General features: G+C 48.3%; 15 protein-coding genes. 2 read left to right on the forward strand and 13 right to left on the reverse strand.

Features of this window, described 5'->3' with window-relative positions; all coding sequences use genetic code 11:
- Positions 1–5: 5 nt before the first annotated feature.
- The 13 genes from EYC62_09265 to EYC62_09325 all read right to left on the reverse strand — a co-directional run bounded on the left by EYC62_09265 (position 6) and on the right by EYC62_09325 (position 17,198).
- Positions 6–872 carry a hypothetical protein gene (locus EYC62_09265; GenBank protein ID TAH32311.1) on the reverse strand — a complete coding sequence of 289 codons (867 nt, stop codon included), beginning with the start codon at positions 870–872 and terminating at the stop codon, positions 6–8.
- A 114-nt stretch (positions 873–986) separates the two neighbouring features.
- On the reverse strand, positions 987–2,213 hold the full coding sequence (locus tag EYC62_09270; GenBank protein ID TAH32312.1) for a hypothetical protein: 1,227 nt from the start codon (positions 2,211–2,213) through the stop codon (positions 987–989).
- Positions 2,214–2,216: 3 nt separating this feature from the next.
- Positions 2,217–4,067 (reverse strand): hypothetical protein, encoded by a 1,851-nt coding sequence (locus EYC62_09275; protein ID TAH32313.1) that lies wholly within the window; start codon positions 4,065–4,067, stop codon positions 2,217–2,219.
- Positions 4,068–4,082: 15 nt separating this feature from the next.
- Entirely contained in the window at positions 4,083–4,625 is a 543-nt protein-coding gene (locus EYC62_09280) for a hypothetical protein (GenBank protein ID TAH32314.1), read from the reverse strand.
- A 202-nt stretch (positions 4,626–4,827) separates the two neighbouring features.
- Complete coding sequence (locus tag EYC62_09285) at positions 4,828–6,816, reverse strand: hypothetical protein (GenBank protein TAH32315.1); 1,989 nt, start codon at positions 6,814–6,816, stop codon at positions 4,828–4,830.
- 2 nt (positions 6,817–6,818) lie between these two features.
- Positions 6,819–8,123: a hypothetical protein gene (locus tag EYC62_09290; GenBank protein TAH32316.1), complete on the reverse strand. Its 1,305-nt coding sequence runs from the start codon at positions 8,121–8,123 to the stop codon at positions 6,819–6,821.
- The gene (locus tag EYC62_09295) at positions 8,120–8,887 is read right to left on the reverse strand and encodes a hypothetical protein (GenBank protein ID TAH32317.1); all 768 of its coding nucleotides are present in this window, start codon (positions 8,885–8,887) and stop codon (positions 8,120–8,122) included. The genes EYC62_09290 and EYC62_09295 overlap by 4 nt, the downstream gene beginning before the upstream one ends.
- 422 nt (positions 8,888–9,309) lie before the next feature.
- Positions 9,310–10,269 carry a hypothetical protein gene (locus tag EYC62_09300; GenBank protein TAH32318.1) on the reverse strand — a complete coding sequence of 320 codons (960 nt, stop codon included), beginning with the start codon at positions 10,267–10,269 and terminating at the stop codon, positions 9,310–9,312.
- Between the two features lie 105 nt (positions 10,270–10,374).
- Entirely contained in the window at positions 10,375–13,074 is a 2,700-nt protein-coding gene (locus tag EYC62_09305; protein ID TAH32319.1) for a hypothetical protein, read from the reverse strand.
- 15 nt (positions 13,075–13,089) lie between these two features.
- Positions 13,090–13,968 carry a hypothetical protein gene (locus EYC62_09310; GenBank protein TAH32320.1) on the reverse strand — a complete coding sequence of 293 codons (879 nt, stop codon included), beginning with the start codon at positions 13,966–13,968 and terminating at the stop codon, positions 13,090–13,092.
- Positions 13,965–16,409, reverse strand: a complete 2,445-nt coding sequence (locus EYC62_09315) for a hypothetical protein (protein ID TAH32321.1) — start codon at positions 16,407–16,409, stop codon at positions 13,965–13,967. The genes EYC62_09310 and EYC62_09315 overlap by 4 nt, the downstream gene beginning before the upstream one ends.
- Entirely contained in the window at positions 16,399–16,686 is a 288-nt protein-coding gene (locus EYC62_09320) for a hypothetical protein (protein ID TAH32322.1), read from the reverse strand. Before EYC62_09320 ends, EYC62_09315 begins: the two co-directional genes overlap by 11 nt.
- 173 nt (positions 16,687–16,859) lie before the next feature.
- On the reverse strand, positions 16,860–17,198 hold the full coding sequence (locus EYC62_09325; GenBank protein ID TAH32323.1) for a hypothetical protein: 339 nt from the start codon (positions 17,196–17,198) through the stop codon (positions 16,860–16,862).
- 464 nt (positions 17,199–17,662) lie between these two features.
- Between EYC62_09325 and EYC62_09330 the strand changes: the two genes are divergently transcribed.
- Complete coding sequence (locus tag EYC62_09330) at positions 17,663–18,406, forward strand: XRE family transcriptional regulator (protein TAH32324.1); 744 nt, start codon at positions 17,663–17,665, stop codon at positions 18,404–18,406.
- A gap of 190 nt (positions 18,407–18,596) precedes the next feature.
- Positions 18,597–20,120: a hypothetical protein gene (locus tag EYC62_09335; protein ID TAH32325.1), complete on the forward strand. Its 1,524-nt coding sequence runs from the start codon at positions 18,597–18,599 to the stop codon at positions 20,118–20,120.
- Positions 20,121–20,125: the final 5 nt, after the last annotated feature.

A 20,125-nucleotide genomic window follows, 5' to 3' on the forward strand; every position in this document is an offset into this window, starting at 1 on the left:
CTATCCTATTTTTTCTTAGTGTCCTTAGGTGGCAATTCCACAACCAAAACATTTTTATCGACATCGCGGCGCAATACCAGACCTTTGCCGAATTGTTCGATATAATCGTTCAATACGAAAGTGGGCAATTCGACTTTCCAAGACATATTGCCACCTTTTTCAATTTTAAAATAATTGACGAAGCCGCCCGTATTCGATGTTAACGCAATAATTTTCTGCATCGCATAAACATCCTGCAAGATAGGCTGCGTTGAAATATTTTTTAACTGGGCAACGGAATTGGAAATCGAAGTTTGCGATTTTTGCCGCAAGGCATCGACATCGGCATCGATATTGGCCGACCAGCTGGCAAAACCAATCCAGGTCAAAAATGACAATACCGCCAATACAAAACCGATTAAAATCGTGTTGCGAGCGGTTTTTTCGGCGCGCTTGATTGCGCCCATGCGGAATCCTTCCCACGGAAGGGCGGCCGCATCGTTAGCGCTGTACGTTGGAACATCGTGCGATGCGATAAACGCATCGACCGATTGCCGGTCGCCAACATAGGAATATAATTCATCACCCTTGCGAACGACAACCGCATAACCAGATTCAGAAATGGCCAGATATGCGCCATCGCCTTGATGGCCTTTCATACCAGGCAAAGAGGCGGCCAGTGGAGTAACCGCGTTCATATGCGCCGAAAAATCTTCGGATGCGGCGGCAATATAAAATACTTTTTTGTTTTCAATGTTGCAAAGCAAGTGCACGTCATCGCGATCCAGCGCATAGGCCGCATTGTTATAGGCTGCTTCGCGCGGATCCTCGTTACCATAAGGTACGGCGGCGGCGATGATCGAATCGGGGGTAAAAACGTCAAGATAACGCATATTTATTTCATACCTTTTCCAGTCCCAAGGTGCAATTATTTTCTAATTATAGCGAATAGTGGATTTTAAATAGGGATTAAAAAGCAGCAATCGGCAGATACCCACAATTATGCGTTAATAGGCGCCGGACATACCTTCGAGAGATTCGGTGAGGCCTCTGTTCTGCACCCATAAGACCCACATAGCGGCGCCAGCGGCCAGGAATGTATATAGAATAACGAAAGCGACACCGCCCACCACAATCTGGCGCAAGCCGCGCTTAGCCTGATCGCCGCGTTCATGCGCAATATTCATTAACATATTGGCCAATTGCTCGCTGTTTTGGTGCGCGCCAATTTCAATCAACTCGGCACGGGTCATGATTGGATTGCGGAACGCGCGGTCGATCGTATCGCCGCGCATGACGCGATCCAGCACCTGCCGCCAAAGCGCCTGTACGTGTTTCACCGGCGTGGAATCGGCGGCAACCTTACATGCTTCATCAAACTGCACTTTTCCTTTGACCATACGGCCAACGATACCAAAAGTTTCGGCCATAGCCGTATTTTCGATAAAAGTTTTAATTACCGGCATTCTGCGCACCATTGCCGATGAAATTTCTTCCAGCTTGCCACTGCGCAACACCAAGGAAACCGCCAGGAATACGCCGGCAATACATAATAAAATCGCTACAATTAGCAAAAATCCATTGATAAAATAGGCTGTGTCTAAGGCGCTTTTAAATTCCGCCATCATTTTTGCATCTTTGGTATCGACACCATTTGTTTCCAGCCAAGGCAAATAACCAAACTGCACGCCGATAACCGTGGAAATCGATGTCGAAATATCGAACCACAGCCAGCCGATCGCCGCAGACATCATTTTCCAGGTTTTGCCTTTTTCTTCCATATGCTGCAGCGCGGATTCGATAACTTCTTTCAAAGCGCCGATACGTTCGCCGGCGGATAAAATAGCCAGAACGCTTCGATCAAACATACGCAATTCGCGGATTGCGGTAATGAATCCGCCGCCGCGGCGTAAAACTTCGACGCCTGGTTCCAATTCAATCCGTTTTTTACGGTCGCCCTCCCCTTCGATCACGATCCATAACGCGCGGCCTGGCGACATGCCTGCCTGCACGTGGAATGACAGCGATCTTAGAAAGCTGCGTTTAAATTTAGGGCTGATATATTCGCGTTCATACCAAGCCGGTTTCCGCTGACGAATCGACAAGGGAATGCCGCCCATATTGGCGATTTCCTCACGCACCGATTTGGCATCGGGAAGGAAAAAATCTTGAGCGACCTCTTTCATGCCCATCGAGGTTGGCTGTAAATATTTTGCGGTATAAAATAGCGCCATAGTTTATCCGTGTTCGTCTGCTTCGCCGCCACGATCTTGGATCGAGAAAGATGGGACATCCGAAGAATTCGATTCCAATGTCTCGGTACCGGCCAATGCAATTTCAGGATCGATAACGCCGCGCCGCAACAAAGCCGCGGCGCTTTCCGCGCGGGATTGGAAGATAACGCCTTGCAGACGTTTGATATCCGCTGTATTGCCTTCCAGCATGTAGTCGGCAATGCGATGCCGCAATTCCGGATCGAATGGAATAAACAAAGTTTCCGGCAGCAAAGCGCGGCCGCGATACCCGGTATATCCGCAAGAATGGCATCCCGATGGGTTGGCAAGGAAAATGGTTTCTTCCGGATCAAGATTGAAGATAAACAGATTCTTTTTCAAATGCTGTTCGGCTTCGCGTACGGTCGCCGGCGTTTTGCAAGACTGGCACACGCGTTTAATAAGGCGCTGATTAATGGCCGCCCAAAGATAATGGCCCAGAACATAGGTACCGCTGTTACGGTAATCTGGCGGGAACATGCCGGACAGACGTTCGATTGTTTGCAAAGCATCCGCGGCGTGGATGGTGGTCAACACAAAGTGTCCCGATTCCGCCGAACGCAGCGCGGTTTCGGCAGTAATACTGTCCCGCAATTCGCCGACAACCAGAATATCAGGGTCATGACGCAACTGGGCGCGAAGCAATGCCGAGAATGTGGTGCCAATTTCCGGCAAAACCTGTGCCTGGCGAACCAGGGGAATTCGGTACTCCACCGGATCTTCGACGGTCATCACGTTCAAACGGTGGCGATCGAGTTCGCGAATAATCGCGTATAGAGTCGTTGTTTTACCAGAACCTGTCGGCCCGGACAGGATAACCACACCGCCGGTTTTATTTTTAATGCTGGCAAGCGCACGCATCCGTTTCAATAGAACGGGAGAATCTTTAAACAGGTCATCCAGCGATAATAGCGATTCCGGATCGAGCAAACGCATGGTGATGGTTTCACCGCCATCAATTGGCATCGCCGCGCAACGCACGTCGATCTGCCGCCCCTGATATTGGAACGGAAAACGTCCGTCCTGCGGACGGCGGGAATCGGAAAAATCCATACCCGCGTCGTTTTTCAAACGGGTGCAAAGACGTTTCGACGCCTCTGGCGACATTAAGTAACGATACTTCAAGTCACCGTCGATACGATAAGAAATCCAGCAACCGATATTATCTTCGACGTTATCGACGTGAATATCCGATGCGCGCGATTGGGCGGCGTCAATCATCAGATCGGTAATAATTTGTTGCAATAACACGCCTTCATCCGGTTGCGAATTCAGACGGTCGATTTTACGGCCCAAAGCCTCTTCGTCGACATGGGTTTCGGTACGAAGAACCGCCAATGTTTCTTTTTTATCGCGAGGGTCAATGACAACGTCATCGATGTCCAAGCGTGCGGTGCGCGCCGCGATAATCAATTCGTCTTTTTCCGCTTCTGTCAGAGAACGTGTCGCGGCAACATATAATTTTTTTCCAACACGACGCAAAGGACGCACGCCCAAGCGGCGGCACAAATTGTATGGCAAAGCCAAGCGCAAAAAAGTGGCGCTGTTTTGCGCCGAATTGGCGGGATCGCCGCCTTCTTCCGCGGCCTTGGCGCGCTGTAAATCCACCAACGCTTCTGCCACTTGCGCCCGCGTGGCAAATCCATTGCTGACGATAATATCTTCGATAGATCCGCGCGCGCCCAAGGATTGCAAGCGGCGATGCTGACGCAAAACGATATCCAGCTGCGCCTGGCTGATGACTCCTTTTTCAATCAGGATATCGCCAGTAGTAGCGGTTTTAACTCTGGTTTCTGTTTCTGCAGCATCTAGCATACAAAGACCTGCCTATTATTTCTTGACGCCTGGCGTTGCCGGTGGTGGCGTTGTGGTAGTGGATTTATTTTCAGCGGTTTTAGTTTCCTCGCGTTCTTTCTTTTTGGTTTCAGGAGAACGCGATACAACCACGCCATTGCCAACCTCGGCTAAATAAACTTCATCACCGGTTTTTTCAGCGAATAGCTGCACTTTATTGCCGTTCACTTTTACTTTGACGCGTGTGCCTTCATAGGTGAAATAATCACCGCTACGCAGGTAATAAACCGTGTCGCCTGCTTTTAATACCGCTCTTGATCCAGCAGTAGCTACCAAATTTAAATCGCTAAAAGTATTTTTCAGTTCATCTTCGTCCGGTTCCAGCAATTTTGGCGGCATAACGGGAACAGGCGGAGTTGTCTCTACTTTTTTTTCTGGCGCTTTTGGTGCCGACGCCGCCGCCGATGGCCGTGCAAAAGGATTTCCGGCTTGCGCGAAACTTGGTGTCACTTGCCCCAAAATCAGTAACAATGTCAGGGAGAATAAAATAATTTTTTTCTGACCGGCGACATTTTTCATGATAAACCTCGAATCCACTATAGCAAAGGGAAGTAAATTTTTAATAATCAGACCAAGCACTCTTTCCCATCATTCCTGATCTGCTTTCCGCACGCAAGCGTAAGATAAATTATTGATATTATTTGTTTTAATCTGTGCTTTGGATGCCGAGCCCTGGTTTACTTATGGTATCATAAATATCGGGGCAAAATATGGAAAAACCTTATTGCCGCGCGCCGCTTTTACCATAATATCCGAAACTGTCCGCCAATGGATCGGCGGGAGCCTGTGCGGCTGGCGAAACCACGGGAGCAGCAGATTCTGTAGTTGGCAATCTGCCACGGGATTTGGAATATGTATCCCCAGCTGTTACCGCATCATACATACGGTCATTGGGCGCTTGAGAGGCCGATGGAACGGATTCCATCACTGGCGCGGAACCATTGTCCCACGAATTTTGACCTTTATTAGGAATCGTGGTCATCGATGGATTATAGTCCTGATACCACCCGCCATTCGATGTTGTATTTAATGTTACAGATGGTTGAGGCTGAACGGTCGATTGAATCGGTGCGCCCCAGGACTGTTTCCAATCATCATTCGCCGGAGACATTGTAGGAACGCTAACCGCTCCATCCGGGGTGTAAATCATCTGCGAACTGATATTTGGATCGGCGGCGACCCCCGTCAAAAGATTGTTTGTTCCCTGCGGAGGCACCAAGGCGGAAGACCCCATAATAACCGTGGGTTTTGTGTCCGCAACCGTTGGTTCAGGATGCTTAAACCGAACAATGCGCGGCTTCAAAACAATCACCAATTCCGAACGTTCCAGAGCATCGGTTTTAGAATTCAGCAGCGGAATCCAATCGCCAATCGAAAATGGGCCGGAACGGTCTTTTTGATCGCGAGTTTGATTGATACCTGCGATCAGTATGGCATCGCCTGGACGCACCCGAACGCTTGTGTTCAATTCGCGCTTGGTGGTTTCAGGCAACCGGATCTGGGTATCCTCGACTGAAACCGGTTCCAAATTCACCAAGTCATCGATACTCAGACTGATGCTGGTAAAAATGCTATTGTCGCTATAATCGCCAAGAATCTCCGTTTTCAAACCCAAAGACAAATCTTCAGTTTCAACCGATTTTGAGTTGCCGCTAACGCCTTCGGTGGTGGTTACAGAAACCTTGGACACATACCGTTTTTTGCGGCCAACCTCAAATTTTGCTTTGCTGCCCGACAGGATCGTAATCGTCGGACGAGAAATGGTTTGCACATTGCCTTGCGAGGATAGGAAATCGAATAAAACGTTAATATTAAAACTGCCGGACGTAAATAGTGCGCCAAAACTTAATCCGCCAGCGGCAATCGACTCGGCACCGGCATTGACAATGTTCAAAGCGGGAGTGCCCCGGCCCAAACTTTGGTCGAAACTGAAAGTGCTGTTGTCAACAGAGGTGGCCAAGCTGCTTTTGCTGACTTGCTGCCAATTAATACCGGTGGCTTCGCGGTTGTTTAATGCAACTTCCAAGAAATAAGTTTCATAGACGATCATCACTTTGGAATCGCGCAACCGTTCTAAATAAGAACTGACATTATCAAATACTTGGCGGCTTGCGCGGAAAGTGATCATCCGGCTTGATTTATCAAGCTTCACTTCCTGTGCGCCAAGATTGGTAATGACATCCGACATTTCTGTCAAAGCATCCGCCAGTGGCGGCAACGGTAAAATAAAGCTGCGATCCTTGGAAAGACGAACCAAACCTTTGCGGTAGGTATAAAATACTCCGGCCGTCTCGCTAATTCTTTCCATTACATCTTGCAACTTGCCGGTGTAATTGGTGATATTCACCTTAACATCGTTGGCGGTTTCATCCGTAGAAACGGCGATTCCTTTATCCATCATCAACAAACGAAACGCCTCAACCGCGGTCGCATCGATCGCGCTGAAATTATCGACCATAATTTCCGGCAAGGCGTCGGATTGTTCCAAAGCCGTTGGAACCAACATATTATCGGTCAATTCCAAATCCAAAATCGCTTCTTTGCTTTCTTTAGCAATGACATTTTCAGGCAAGGTTGGACGTTCCACAGTCTTTGGAACATCTGCCGGGATATTTTCCCGCGGCATGGTACATGCCGCCAAAAGCAAACAACTAAACAGCAGAATATTTTTTAATTTTTTGGTTTTAATGCTTTTGTTGCTGCCGATCATATTTATTTTTCCACTGTCGGGGCGGGGGTTACATAGGTGTTGCCACCGAACCAGTTAGAAATACCACCAAGGAAGCCCGGCATGCTAGGGGCAGAGCTACGTGGCATTGGTCTTGGACCCATTGGCTGTGGCGGACGCATCACAACAACTTGATTCGGCATGGATGGTGCGACATTGCGCATACGATCCTGAAACTCCGCACTGCGTGTAGATAAAGGACGATCCATACGGTGCACACAAACGACGCGATTGCCATTACGCATAGTGAAATCACCCACCGCTTCCGCAATTAAAATATTGCCGGTTGGACCGGCAGTTCTGGTATTCACCATGGTGTCTACACCGTCAACAACCTGATACAATACTGGACGGCGGACATATTCCGCCTTTTTGCCAAAATCAAAATACGTCCAGATACCGTCGTTAAAAACACGCTCTGGCGCGATTTCAGCGTCATCCATAGTCGGCGCCAGGATACGCATATCAAATTTCAAGTTTTCCGGCTTAAAGGCGATTTCACGAACATAATCCGGTGGTGTTGTTGCGGTTTGCTTAGCGCCGGCAGGGCCAGTCGCAGCGGAATCCATGCTGGCGTTGATAACATCATTTACTGTGGCGCCGCCCGATACCGTAGCCGGGCGATTGGCGTCAACATAAACGGTGATATCCGTTACTTGATCGGAATTCCAGCCTTCGGAACGGATATAGAAGCTGTATACGTTACCAGAACCGCCAATAGCCGTAATATTGGTATCGGCACCGGCGTGCGTCGGACGAACAGCCATCATATTCGGCTTAATGCGCTTAGCATCAAATACAACCGGATCGCCGACAATGATATTGGTGATTTGTTCCCATGCGGGCAATTGAATGGTGGTTACCATATATTCGCGGGTACGAACGGCCATTACATAATCCGGACGCCAAACATAACGCATCACGCCAGGAGTAAATTGTCCGGCGGAAGCGTATGGAGAGTCCCAAGCTTTCTGCAACGCGCCCAGCGAATAGCTGGCGGAGCGTTCCATGACCGGATATTTGCCATCCGATTGATCCATAATATCGCGCTCTACCTGACTTTGCATCATATCGGGCGGTGGCGGCGGTGTTGGAACGCCGCCTGTTGTTTGCGGCGGACGCGGCGGCGTTGCCACCTGAGGAATAGAGCCTGGCGCGGATAAAACCGCATTTGGCGAGGATGGGGATGGTGGCGGCGATGGTGGAATATATTGCGCGGCCGCGATGCTAGCCCACGCAACGGTTGCAACTAGTACCAAACTGAAAGGGAGGGTTTTTATAGGTTTCATTGTCTTTTCTGTCTTGCGTTGTAGGAGGTAACGGTGAAGCCCAAAGGATTGATGTACTGCTCACTAAATGAAACTTTGCGCTCCACATAATCAACAGTTAAGGTTGCCTGCCAAGTCAGTTTCTGCACTTCCCTGCCAGTATAGTCCACATCGGTAGTTTCGAATTCCACAATATATCCACTTCCTTGACGATTCACTACAATAATATCCACATACCTATTAATGCGCCGGGTACGGAATTCATTGTAAACTTTGGAAGCCGTCTGCTGGAATATAGCAAATTGTTCCTGGGAAGTGCGGTTATAAAGATAGGTAGAATAACGTTCGCCCATTTCCTTGTCGTCGGGAAGAATTTCTTCGCGGATCTTAACATATTCGCCGACCAATTTTTCGGTCATAACGTCAAAACCCATGGTCCCGCGGACAAAAGGTTCGATTTTGACGACTTGTTCGCTTTTGGGTGAAAAAGTAACCAGCATTGGTTCCACCCGTTTTAACGGGGCCAGCATAAATATGGCCGCGGCCAAGGAAATATTGACCAAAAGGCTTAGATACAAGGCGATCGCATAGGCGCGCGCGGTCCATAAATAACGCCGGCTTTCCAATGCAGGCACATGTACCCCGGCCGGATATCGCCCAACCTTATCGGGATTTTTGTTTTTCTGCTCCGGCGAATTGGATGTGACAACGCCAGGAACACCATCCGTAGCGGATGGGGCTGCGTCCTCTTTTTTATCGCCGGATTTCCGGAAAGTGAAAGCCAAGGAAAACCTATATTTTACAAATCACCAAAAACGGCGGAATTAGCCGTTGATCATCCATTCATTATAATTTTGTGGAATTTCGATGCAGGCACATGGGCTTTTTTTCAATTCGTCAACATCGCTGCCAATACCGATTGGTTCAGGCACCGTGGTAGAACCGCAGCCGCTTAATGCCAAAGCAAACATGGAAATTAAAAATAGCTTTTTCATCAGACACTCCGAGTGGAATAAATAGAATCTTGCCAAAGAATATCCGACAAGAGTCTATCATTTATACAGGTTTCGGGGGATAAAAAAACAAGAAATATAAGGTTTTCAACAAGCTATTATAAAAAATGACCCGGATTTGGCGGTTTATTCGATTGTAGCAGCCAAGAAAAAAGGGGAATCCTAAGATTCCCCTTTTCTATTCGTATTAAATTCTACCTGCCGCCATTTGTCTTGGATTTATCGAACTTCAAACCAGTGCCCGGTTGTTTTGGCGCGGTATTTGGCGGCGGGGCCGGTGTCGAAGAAGTTGGCTGTTGTGGCGCAACCCCTGCAGCTGGTTGTTGCTGTGATTGTTGAGAACCGGAACCATTGACATCAACATTCACCGGCGAATTCTGATATATGGATGGTGTTGGGTAAGGACGGCCGGCGCGTAAATTTGCCCGATGCAAATCCCGTTGTTCCGATACGTGCTGCCATGGGCTGTAATTACGGACGCGGGTAAAATCAGCTGGCGAAATATTTCTACCCCAAGATGGACGTGTTTCAGAAACCACTATTTCCTCGCGCGTAGCGGGACGAACTCCTTGCAAGCTGCCGTCCCAGCCGGAAATTTGCATCATCCAGGCCTGTCCAGGCGCAATATTTAAATTGCGAACCAACACAAAATCTATGTCTTTAAATCCTTGCAACAAACCGCCGGGTCCGTCTTCCATCAATTTGGTAACGGTTCCCTGTTGTTGGAAAGTATAGGCTAACAACTCCCGCTGGGTGGGTTGATAGTTAAGGATAGGCACATATTCATGCTGACCCGTCAATGCATGCACGCTTTCTTTTCGAAATGTTCCATCCGCTTCAAAATATAGAAAACTTAGATAACGGTTATTGCGTTCGTTGTTATTAGAAACAACATCGGCGATCAATCCTGTCAATGCATCATTGGCTTTGGAATCGACGCTGGCAAAGCCCGGACCCATTTGCCGAATACCGGCCATAATATCGGCAACGGCAACCGTGTCCATAACACTAGCCGGTGCGGTGCGGCCGATTTCTGCCGGTGCGCTGCCCGATTGTGGCCCCGATTGGCATCCCACCAATCCGGTTAAAACAGTTGCGCCCGTCAACCACGCGGCGGCTACATTTGCAGATAATCCGTTTTTAGACCTTGCCATCTCTATATTTCCTTTGATTTTTAATTGTAATTTTCAATTGTACCCCAAATAGATACAACTGTCAATGTGACCAATATAGCATTTTTTGTAATGATTTCAATGACTTTATTCTCGGAAATCGTCTTTGATTTCCGGGCTGAAATAGACCGCTGGACGCGAGGTGAACGGTTTGTTCAAGCATAAAAATTCACGGGCGATATTGGTTGGGCATTTTGGCGGCAATGGCCGGTAATTTTCATAATACTCCGCTTCTGCGGTACCGAGTGGAATCTCGGTATTAACTTTCAAAACGCCATCATGAACAGTGGTCACATCCGCGGAAGAATCCACGTAAACGCCAAAGCCCAACCGGCAGCTGCGATTGTTGGAATCCATCACCTGATTGGCAAAGGCCAGCAAGTTGTTCAACTGCGTTCTGTTGATTTCGATTTGTTCTAGCTGCCGCTGTCTCCAGGTACGATAAGCTTCGGAATTGGCGTTACCGTCCGCCGTCGCATCTACATGGGCGACAGCGGCGTCTAAATTGCGCAACCGTTGTTGCACATCCTGGCGCAAACGGCTGATTTGATCGGCGATGGCAATGGCAGCGTTCGCAGCCCCTTCCGATGTCGATAAATCGCGGCTTGGAACATACGGCGATAAAAACGCGGTCTCGCCGCTATCCGTGCCGCGTGGGTTTTGTTCAAAGGCCAAACGATCGTCCGCATCGTTCAATCCTTGGACCATGGCCCAGAATTTTTCATTTAACTTCTTGATATCTTCATTCACGCGATCGCGATTGATTTTCGCGCTGAACACATCGGGATTGCTGCCGCATTCCCGGCCGCTGCGGCGGCCAACGCCGCAAGCATCTTCGTACCATTTATCGGCAACTTTTTCCGACTGGAACCATTTACCCATCAACCCAAGCGGTGGATTAGCCACAGCGCCCCGGAAAGAATATTGAATGCGGCATTGATCGCCGACAATAACTTTGTGGTAATTTGGATCGCTGGCATCTTCCAACCGGTCATTAGGCACATTTGCCGGAGCCAATGTCATCCGCGTGCCGCTTGGATAGTTGTTATTGATACAATAGACATAACGCGGATTTTCGCAATTGCCTCGATACCAGCCACCATTATAATTGCGGCACCAGGTTTGCATGGTGCAATTATGTCCGCCTGGTTCCAAATTCAAAATATCGCGCGGCGATGCCATCAAGGTTTCCGATACCCGGCAGGCTGCATTGCTCATCCGTTGGAATCGGCTCATTAAATTCGATGCGTGCTGGGTTGCGGATTCCACCGTCGGTTCCGGCAAATTATAAGCAAATGGATCGATCGATATCATCCGATTAAGCAAAGAAGCTTTTGCCATATTTGGATCCGGGAAAGGCGAATGGCCCAATGTGGCGGCAACCTGCCCCCAGAAATGATCGGCTTGCGTTTGCGACCATGCCTTACATTGCATAATATCGTCGAATCCAAGCGCGGCCTGTTGCATATCCGCTATTTGAATGACGGTATTGTGCAGTTCTGCGATCACCGCGGCGCGTGACGAAGCCGTATTAAACAATGTTTCTTGAGGTTGCGCGCCGCTATGGCCGTTTTCAGAATAATAAACGCAATGCGATGGGTTGCCTAAACGTTGCAAACGATCCATGGCCGCCGCGGTGAAATCGGCATGGCCTGGATGATCCGGATCTTGCGGACAATATCCATCGCGGCCCTGATCCAGTTGCGTAGCATCCAACAAGGCTCCTGGATGAACATCCGGCACACCGCCATGATTTGGCAATTCTTGCATGCCGCCATTGCCATCGCTGGAACGGAAGCCCATATTGAGATTCAAATTATGAACCATCTCAAATCGGATCAAATAATCGCCAGAACCTGGCGATGGATTGTAAATATGGCTTGGCGACGCATCCGGGCCAGCATTGGCGATTTCATCCTGGGCCGCACTATATCTTTCATATGGATCGATAATCGGCGCATCATCTTTCATATAAGCCTGCGGGGCGGCGACGATCGGAGCACTTTGCAGTTGTTGCAAACTTAAAAATTGATTTCGTGTCGCCAATAAATCCGCAGTGACAACATGCAACGCCATCCGCAGCCGTAACCCGGCAGCCACCACGCCATACAATCGGCCGATGGTATCGGCGTGCGTAATTTCCCATTCGTATGCTTCGATGGCTCGTTGTGTATGCGATTTCTCGCCATCTGGTGATGGCTGTACGATCGCTTTTACCGCTTCCGCCTTTGCCAACATTAACCCCACACTTCTGGCATATGCTTCGGCGCGGCGTTTACGAATAGCCAGCTGGGTTTCCATATCCGGATGTTCCCGGCTGTAATAAGTTTGCAGCACGCGGGAGTTTACCTTGCGAGGATCGCGCATTTCCTGTGCACTGAGATTGATATGAATCAAGGCGCGATCTTCATGATGATAATCCGCGATGGCGGCAATACTTTGCGAATAGAAATCGGTACGAAAATCATCCGTATCGTGATCGCCAGTCAGCGTGCTGGTAATATCATCCATAATTTCATTTAATTTTTGGTACTGTTCGACGATATGATTGACCTGTTCTAGCAACGCGCGTCCTTTCGCGAGCTGTTCATTATCATCAGTCAATTTCAACATCCCCGGATTAGGGCAAAGTGGGCAGCGTTCGAAATCGTCCACCGGTGGAGGCAAACAAATCGGCGTGCCGACAGGCGTAAATTCGCATTCATATTGCGCCAAAACAGGCGGCGCCTGCAGAACACAAGCTGCAAGCGCAACCAAAAAACCGCATGTTTTGGCAAAGCGGAACATTATATAATCACCACCCTAGCAGGCGTTATTATTGCAAGTACCCAATCGCCCATCCGACCCCCTTGGATCATCGGTGGGCAATTGCGTTAACGCTTGCATACCCAAAGCCGCGTTTTGATCGGCAAGCAGACTCATAATTTTAATGTTTGTATCCGCATCTTCCTTAATCTGTTCCGACAACAGAGTTAACTGGGCAATCTGGGTATCCGGCTTTGTCCGGGTCATTTCATTGGCGATCATAATTTTATCCGGCGCAGTCGCTTGAGCTGTTGTCGAATTGGTCAGCATGTTCTGCATGTCGCGCTGGAATTTGGTTTGGCGTCTTTTTCTCACGCCCAATTGCGTTTCGATGGATTTGTCATTTGGATCGGACCATAACGATTCCCGCATAACGGACAATGCTTTTTGCGGATTACGCATAACCTTATGGACTTTAGCGGGATCATTCAGCGTCTGGTTAATGTTACCGACAAATTCGGTGTAATAATTGGTGTCATACGGCAAGAACGTCAGGGCGATATCGCAAGGATCGTCTGGAAAATCCGGCAAACGAAAATCAAAATTGAAATTGAAAAAGAACGGCGGAAAACGAGTATTACAAATGGTATTGGCAATATTGCCCAACGTTCTTAAAAATGCGATCTGATCTTCTTTCAAGCCTAGCGTTTTGGTAATCAATTTTTGATAATTGGTGATATCTTGCAATTCCTTGACCGCTTGATAGGCTTTGTATAATTGCTCATTTTCTTTTAAAAAATTCTCAATATCGAAATTCATAATGACGCCGCCGCCGCCAGCGCCGCCGCTTTGCGCATGCGCTTGGTGCGGAGTGAAAATGATACTTCCTAAAAACAAAATACCAAGGATTGCTAGAAATTTTTTACAATTCGTCATGATGGAATCTCCAGATATTGCCTTAACCAATCCGCGCCATATTTGCGCATACACATTTCCGCTTCGGCCTTCGATGGTTCGTCCGAGCGGAAAATTTTCAATAACGGTCCCAAAGGACTTAAATCTACATCAAGTATAACAGATTCGCCGGTGGCCCGCTTGACCAAAACGGCGCGTCTTAACCTTCTGGAAATAGACAATCTTCCCTTAATAAAGTCCATTTCCCGGTCGGTTAGGCCCCAATCGGCATATTCGCTTTCCTTGGCTTGAGGGTTGGGCAGGAAAAAGGTGGTTTGGGCCTGGCCCCGAATAGCCTCGCCAAGGCCGGCGGCGGCAATCGCCTCTGGACGCTGGAAAGCGGAAATAATCGCCGCGCCTTTTTTCCGGTATTCCTGCAGCATTTGCAAAAAGAACTGGCGGAACAATGGATGCCTCACCACAGGTTCAGTTTCATCGATAAAGATCAACGCTGGCGAACGTGTTTCGGTAATTGCCGCCTGGATACGGTGCATTAAATACAAAATAACCGCTCGGGCCAGATCTTCATGTTCGTAAATTTTGGTAAAATCCAAAGTCACAAGGCGCGTATTGGTTAAATCCAACGAATCGGTGGCGCCATTGAAAATTTTTCCATAAACCGCCGGATCGACCCATTTGTTCAACTGCTTGCGCAAAGGTTTGGCCTTGCTGAACACCGCATCGTAAATATTAGCAAGACTACGCTGTTCTTTGGTAATACCGACATCGAACGCGGCTTCGACGGCAAAGCCAATTTCTTCGATTGCTTCGGAATCTTCGGATTCCGACAGGGCTTGCAAAAATCCGCGCAAGAAAGACCGGTTTTCGGCATTATCCGTGCAATAAAACGGATTCAATTCTGTCTTGCGCCCAGGCAAATCCGATCCTTCAAAGGTAACATAACTGCCGCCAACCGCATTGGTGAAAATATAGGCGCCGCCATGCCGGTCGATCATATAACAACGCAATTTCGGATGACGCATCGCCATTGCCGTCAAGAAAGTAACCAGCGTGGTTTTACCGCCGCCGGTTGGACCGATGGTAACCGCATGCGCTACCGCAGCCACTTCGTCGGTGACATGAAATTGGAAATTATAGGCCGTGCCCATGGCCGTGCGGAACAATGAAATCGGCCCTGGGCCCCAGTCGCATTTCAATAAACCTTCCGGCGGCTTATCCAGCGTCACATGGCAAGAAACATTGTTGGAAAAAAGTTTATAGACGCGCGGCCATAAATTATATCCTGGGAATTGCGCGAACCAGGACGATTGCGTTGCCGCGCCTTCCCGTACCGCGGTGACGCCATAACCCGCCGCTATGCGTTTAATTTCCGCTTCGACAAAAGCCAATTCTTCTTTGGTTTTGGCGAACATAAAAATGGTCATGGTATAAAAACTTAGTACCGCCGCATTGGCATCGCTGCCTTCGACCATATTCATCGCTTCGTGAAATTGCGCGTGAACGCCGGCGCTGTATCTTGTCGCCAAGGACATTCGTTGGTGCTGCACCAAGCGCAATTGCGCTTCGGTGCGCGGCATTGGGTCGAACGTATGCATCATAATCACTTCGCCTGGAACGGCGGATAATTCCGAAACAAATCCTTCGTTGGTGAAATCGCCGATCGAACGCAATCCCATAGAGGCGCAATACAAAGTTTGCTCGCCATTTTGAAAGGTTATGATCCCATCTTCCTTGCCAAACTCCACCGTATCGGCGCATATGGCATCGCGCACGCCTTCGCCAATGCCATTGGGATGCGGCCGGGTAAGAGGACTTGCGATTCGCGCCCAAATCCAAGTCGGACGATGGATAGGTTCCGGATCAAACTGGGACAACACGCGTGGACGGTATGGATTTAGCACAGAAGCAGTGATATCCGCCGCGTCGTTTAATTTAACGATATTATTTTTGGTTTTACCGGAAACGGACAGAACGATAATTTGCCGGTTCCGGAATGTGTTGCGAAAACTATATTCCCAGCGCCGGGCCATTTCCCGCAAAATAACATTTTCATGTTCCAGCCCGGCATTTGGATCAATCCGTTCGCGCACAATAAAAACGCGCACCATCACGCCGGTTTCCGCCAGCGCATCGATCCAGTTTTTGCGCGAATAATAAAACGCTTCGCGCTCGCCGGGGGTAAGAAAAGTAATATCCCGGCCTGCCACCTCAAGACACTGTACCACCGTTCCATCGCGGCATAAAATAGTCTTGCCATCTTGCAGAACCTGATCGAACGGCAAAAAATCCGCCAATTTGGTTTCCTTGGGATTGGGCAACATCGTATGCGCAATCGCCGGCGTCAAAAGACCCGCGAATAAAACACCGCCAGCAATCATGCCAGCGGATCCCGCCAGTATCGCCGTGGTACTTACGGTTGACCGTAACGCTTCAAATAAATTGGTGGACAGTTCAAGGGACAAATTTATTCCTTTTTGTTTGGATCAGATTCTTGGTTCTTACGTTGGCCTTGCTCCAGCACATCAAGATTCTATAGGCATGCGGTTCGCGCGCGCCGATAATAGCCAAAACGATATGGTTTCCGGCCAGAACCGTCAGCGCCCATAGTGGGTTCAGTTCAAACGCAAACCCAAAAATCATGATCGAACCTGCGATCAGAAAGTTCATCAGCGCCAATTCCACCGGCGCCCAAAACATCAAAGGCGGGTTGGCAATCGATCGCATAACGCGTTGCGGCATATAATACTCCTGGCCGCCGGAAAAGGGGGCGGTTCTTGGATTGTCTCTCAAATGATATTAACGAATCAAGAACCAAACGTGGGGAGAAAAATTAATTTATGGTTTCGTGGCGATAAAATAAAACCGCCAGTCTTTTGGACTGGCGGTTTGTGAATTACATATTAGATTTTACGTTAGCAAGCTAAACTGCTTTCGGAATAAGTACCGCCAGCGCCAGCATATTGTAAAATTTGATCGAAGATAGCGATCACGAAGATGCCACCGACCAATGCAAAGAATGTGGTCCATTTAAAGCGGCCGAAGAATGCCAGAACGCCTAAGCTGAGAGCAGCTATACCGCCAATGATATAAACAATTTTGCGGCCTTTATCCCAAGCGATGTCTACGCGACCGCATAGGGCATCGAATGGACCGGAACCGCCGCCACCAGCGGCCCAAACATCAACTGGCACCACCAACGCCAATGCCGCCACCAAAACCACCGCTAAAATACGCCAATAATTAATTTTCATCGAACGACTCCTTAAAATTTTGCCATACCTAAGTTATTACCAGAAAAGGTTTTTTCCTCTATCCTGCTTTTAATTGTATCCCAAAACGCACAGAAAGTCATCAAAAAAAGATGATAACCTATATTTTTTATTATTCTTGCCCTGCTCCTTAAAGATTAATCCATGCTTCTTATAATATCTTGTAATAAATATCAAAATCAACAATATTGTAATTTTATTACCATAAATAATTAAAAATAGCCCTGTTTATAATATTAACACTATATCCCAAACAGCAAATTTTTTGCTTGTACTATCGCCGAAATAGCGCTATATTTCCCCTACGGTTCCAATGTACGGTATTATATTAAGTCGCAGGGTATGAAGTGAATGCGCTAAAAAACAAAGAAAAACCTTATGATATCACGATCAAAAGAACCCGGTTTAGAGACTAACAAGACGCACAATCACAGAGTGAAGTTGTAATGGAAAAGGAGAAAGAAATGGGAGTTGTAAAACTAGCGAAAAAACCAGGAAGCGATGCCGAAGGCAGCGATAGCGCCGCATCGAGCCCAAACCTGGTGCCGAACCGTATCAAGGAATGGCGTATGAAGCGCGGCCTGTCATTATCGGAAATGTCCGAATTGACCGGTTTGACCCGCTCGGAATTGCACAAATTGGAAAAAGGCGTACGCCGTTTGCGTACCGATCACTTGCCAGTGCTGTCGAAAGCATTGCGCTGCGATCCAGAAGAATTATTGTCCCCGGAATTGGCCGAACAATTGATGGGCAACCGTTTGAAATACGGCGGTGGCGCAGGCAATTTGATTTCGTCCGACAACCCGACCCCGCGCGCCGATCTGCCAATTTTGGGCAGCTTTAGCGCCGAAGGTAAATTCATTTCGGATGAAAACACCCCGCAAGCTTTCGCTCCGCGTCCACCACAATTGGTGAACGTAAAAGGTGCGTATGCCGTTTATATGCCAACCACCCGCATGGAACCACGTGTTCCAGTCGCCAGCATGCTGTATGTCAATCCAGTATTGCCAGCCCGTCCGGGTGATCTGGCCGTTGTACGCATGGCCGATGGCCGCACCGAAGTGTGCGCCGTTGAACGTGGCAAAACCGGCGCTTTGGTAGGCCGTCTGTCCAATCCCGATGAAATCATCGAGTTGGATCCAGAAGCAGGCACCAAAATCAACCGCGTTACCGGCGTTATGTTTGCATAATTAACAAACATCCCAATAGAACCATATTAAACCCGGCGAAAGCCGGGTTTTTTTATGCCTAAATATCAATAAAATAACAGCTTTAAATCGTGCACCAAAGGGATATGTTGGTTGACTTTTTACCTTATTTCCATTAAAATCAAAGCACGATATTTTGAAATAAAATTATAGCTTATGGCGGAGGGTGGTGATGGGATATGTCACCAATGCTTTATTCAGAAATTCTCAAGGTCACTATAGCATACCCAAAATAATTGGGGTTAGCGCTGTTGGGCTGTTTATCGGGCCATTCATCCCCGCCCTTTTAGCAATTACATGGCCGGCAGGCCCACTGATCGCAACCACTTTGGTGGGTGGCGGATTAATAATTAAAGGAATTTCCGGCGGCGGATCTAAAAACGTCGTAATTCCGCAATCCGAAAAATTTGGCGCACCGACTGCCGAAGAAACAAGGGATGACCAAAAACAATCCAGCAATGGAAAATGTTACGTTAATTTCCGCACTTTAGTTCCGAAAATATCCGAAGCGTATCGCCAATCCATATTGGGTGAATTTACCCCAACCAAATTGGGATTTGTTTATACTCCCGATCAAAAAGCGGAAAAATTATCGGAGGAAACTACCGAAAAGGCCAAGGGTAAGTTCTGGCAAATCGCCAGGGATCAATTGCGTGCGCTGGTAGAGTTGCATACCACCGGCGATTATAATAAGCCGGTTCCGACCACTTATTGGGATTCTGCTACCAATTCCGCAAAGCCCGTGAATGCACCAATGCAATGGGTGGTTGCGGCACAGCGCGGCGCGTTATTGGACATGATTGCGGTCGACCGCGCGGCCAACATGATTCCATTGCCGGAATACACAGGCGAGAAAAAAGCGGAAGAACTGAAGAAAAGCCTGTTTTCCGAAGGTCAAAGAGTAGATCCCCAAAACCCTAAATCGCCGCAATGGTTTGACGTTGCCGGAAAAATTAGGCAAAATGGCGACTGGTCGAAAAATACCCCGGAAGGCCAGGCATTGGCCGGCATGTTTTATAATTATGCGGTGGGCAAACTTAGCAATCTGATCAATAATGATAAAGCCGGCGCCTTTGATAGAATATTTTCGGGCCACGCTTCGCGGGAAGATGCATGGTTAAATTGCCAAATATACAGCGATGCTTGCCGGTGGGGTTTGGTGGATCGTCACACACGGACATTAATCGCGCAGCGCGCGCACCAGGTGGGACGGGACAGCGGCGATTATACGCTTTATAATTTCTGCATGCATTGTTTGGCGGATGAAAAACTGCTGCAAGACAATGCGCCGGTTTTTGCGCAGGTAGCAGCGGATACAAAATCCAGCCGCGATGCCTTTATGAATAATTTGCGCGGTAACGCCCCATCAACGCCGCAAACGGAGGCTGGTAATCACACCGCTTTGTTACAAAGCGAAACTGTAGGCGATAGAAGTTATGCGAAAGCCCTTGACGCCGTTAAAGCGGAAGCAACAAAAACCGCATTTGGCAAAGGCACACAAGATCTTGCAACCAACATTGCTGCCTTGCAAGGTTTGGCGAATGGCATTGAAGATGAAGTATTCTTGGGCAAGACTGGCTGGGATAAAATCAGAACGGCCCTACAAAATCCAAGAACAAGAATCTTTGTGGCTCAAGGCACGGCGCGCACTCTTATTGGTTATATTAAAAGCATTGTCGACATGCAAAGACGATAATTATA

Source organism: Alphaproteobacteria bacterium, from assembly GCA_004295055.1.
Taxonomy (GTDB): Bacteria; Pseudomonadota; Alphaproteobacteria; order SHNJ01; family SHNJ01; genus SHNJ01.

Coding starts and splice junctions, on each gene's coding strand:
- EYC62_09265 (TAH32311.1), bottom strand. CDS start 872: ATGCGTTATCTTGACGTTTTTACCCCCGATTCGATCATCGCCGCCGCC.
- EYC62_09270 (TAH32312.1), bottom strand. CDS start 2,213: ATGGCGCTATTTTATACCGCAAAATATTTACAGCCAACCTCGATGGGC.
- EYC62_09275 (TAH32313.1), bottom strand. CDS start 4,067: ATGCTAGATGCTGCAGAAACAGAAACCAGAGTTAAAACCGCTACTACT.
- EYC62_09280 (TAH32314.1), bottom strand. CDS start 4,625: ATGAAAAATGTCGCCGGTCAGAAAAAAATTATTTTATTCTCCCTGACA.
- EYC62_09285 (TAH32315.1), bottom strand. CDS start 6,816: ATGATCGGCAGCAACAAAAGCATTAAAACCAAAAAATTAAAAAATATT.
- EYC62_09290 (TAH32316.1), bottom strand. CDS start 8,123: ATGAAACCTATAAAAACCCTCCCTTTCAGTTTGGTACTAGTTGCAACC.
- EYC62_09300 (TAH32318.1), bottom strand. CDS start 10,269: ATGGCAAGGTCTAAAAACGGATTATCTGCAAATGTAGCCGCCGCGTGG.
- EYC62_09305 (TAH32319.1), bottom strand. CDS start 13,074: ATGTTCCGCTTTGCCAAAACATGCGGTTTTTTGGTTGCGCTTGCAGCT.
- EYC62_09310 (TAH32320.1), bottom strand. CDS start 13,968: ATGACGAATTGTAAAAAATTTCTAGCAATCCTTGGTATTTTGTTTTTA.
- EYC62_09320 (TAH32322.1), bottom strand. CDS start 16,686: ATGCCGCAACGCGTTATGCGATCGATTGCCAACCCGCCTTTGATGTTT.
- EYC62_09325 (TAH32323.1), bottom strand. CDS start 17,198: ATGAAAATTAATTATTGGCGTATTTTAGCGGTGGTTTTGGTGGCGGCA.
- EYC62_09330 (TAH32324.1), top strand. CDS start 17,663: ATGGAAAAGGAGAAAGAAATGGGAGTTGTAAAACTAGCGAAAAAACCA.
- EYC62_09335 (TAH32325.1), top strand. CDS start 18,597: ATGGGATATGTCACCAATGCTTTATTCAGAAATTCTCAAGGTCACTAT.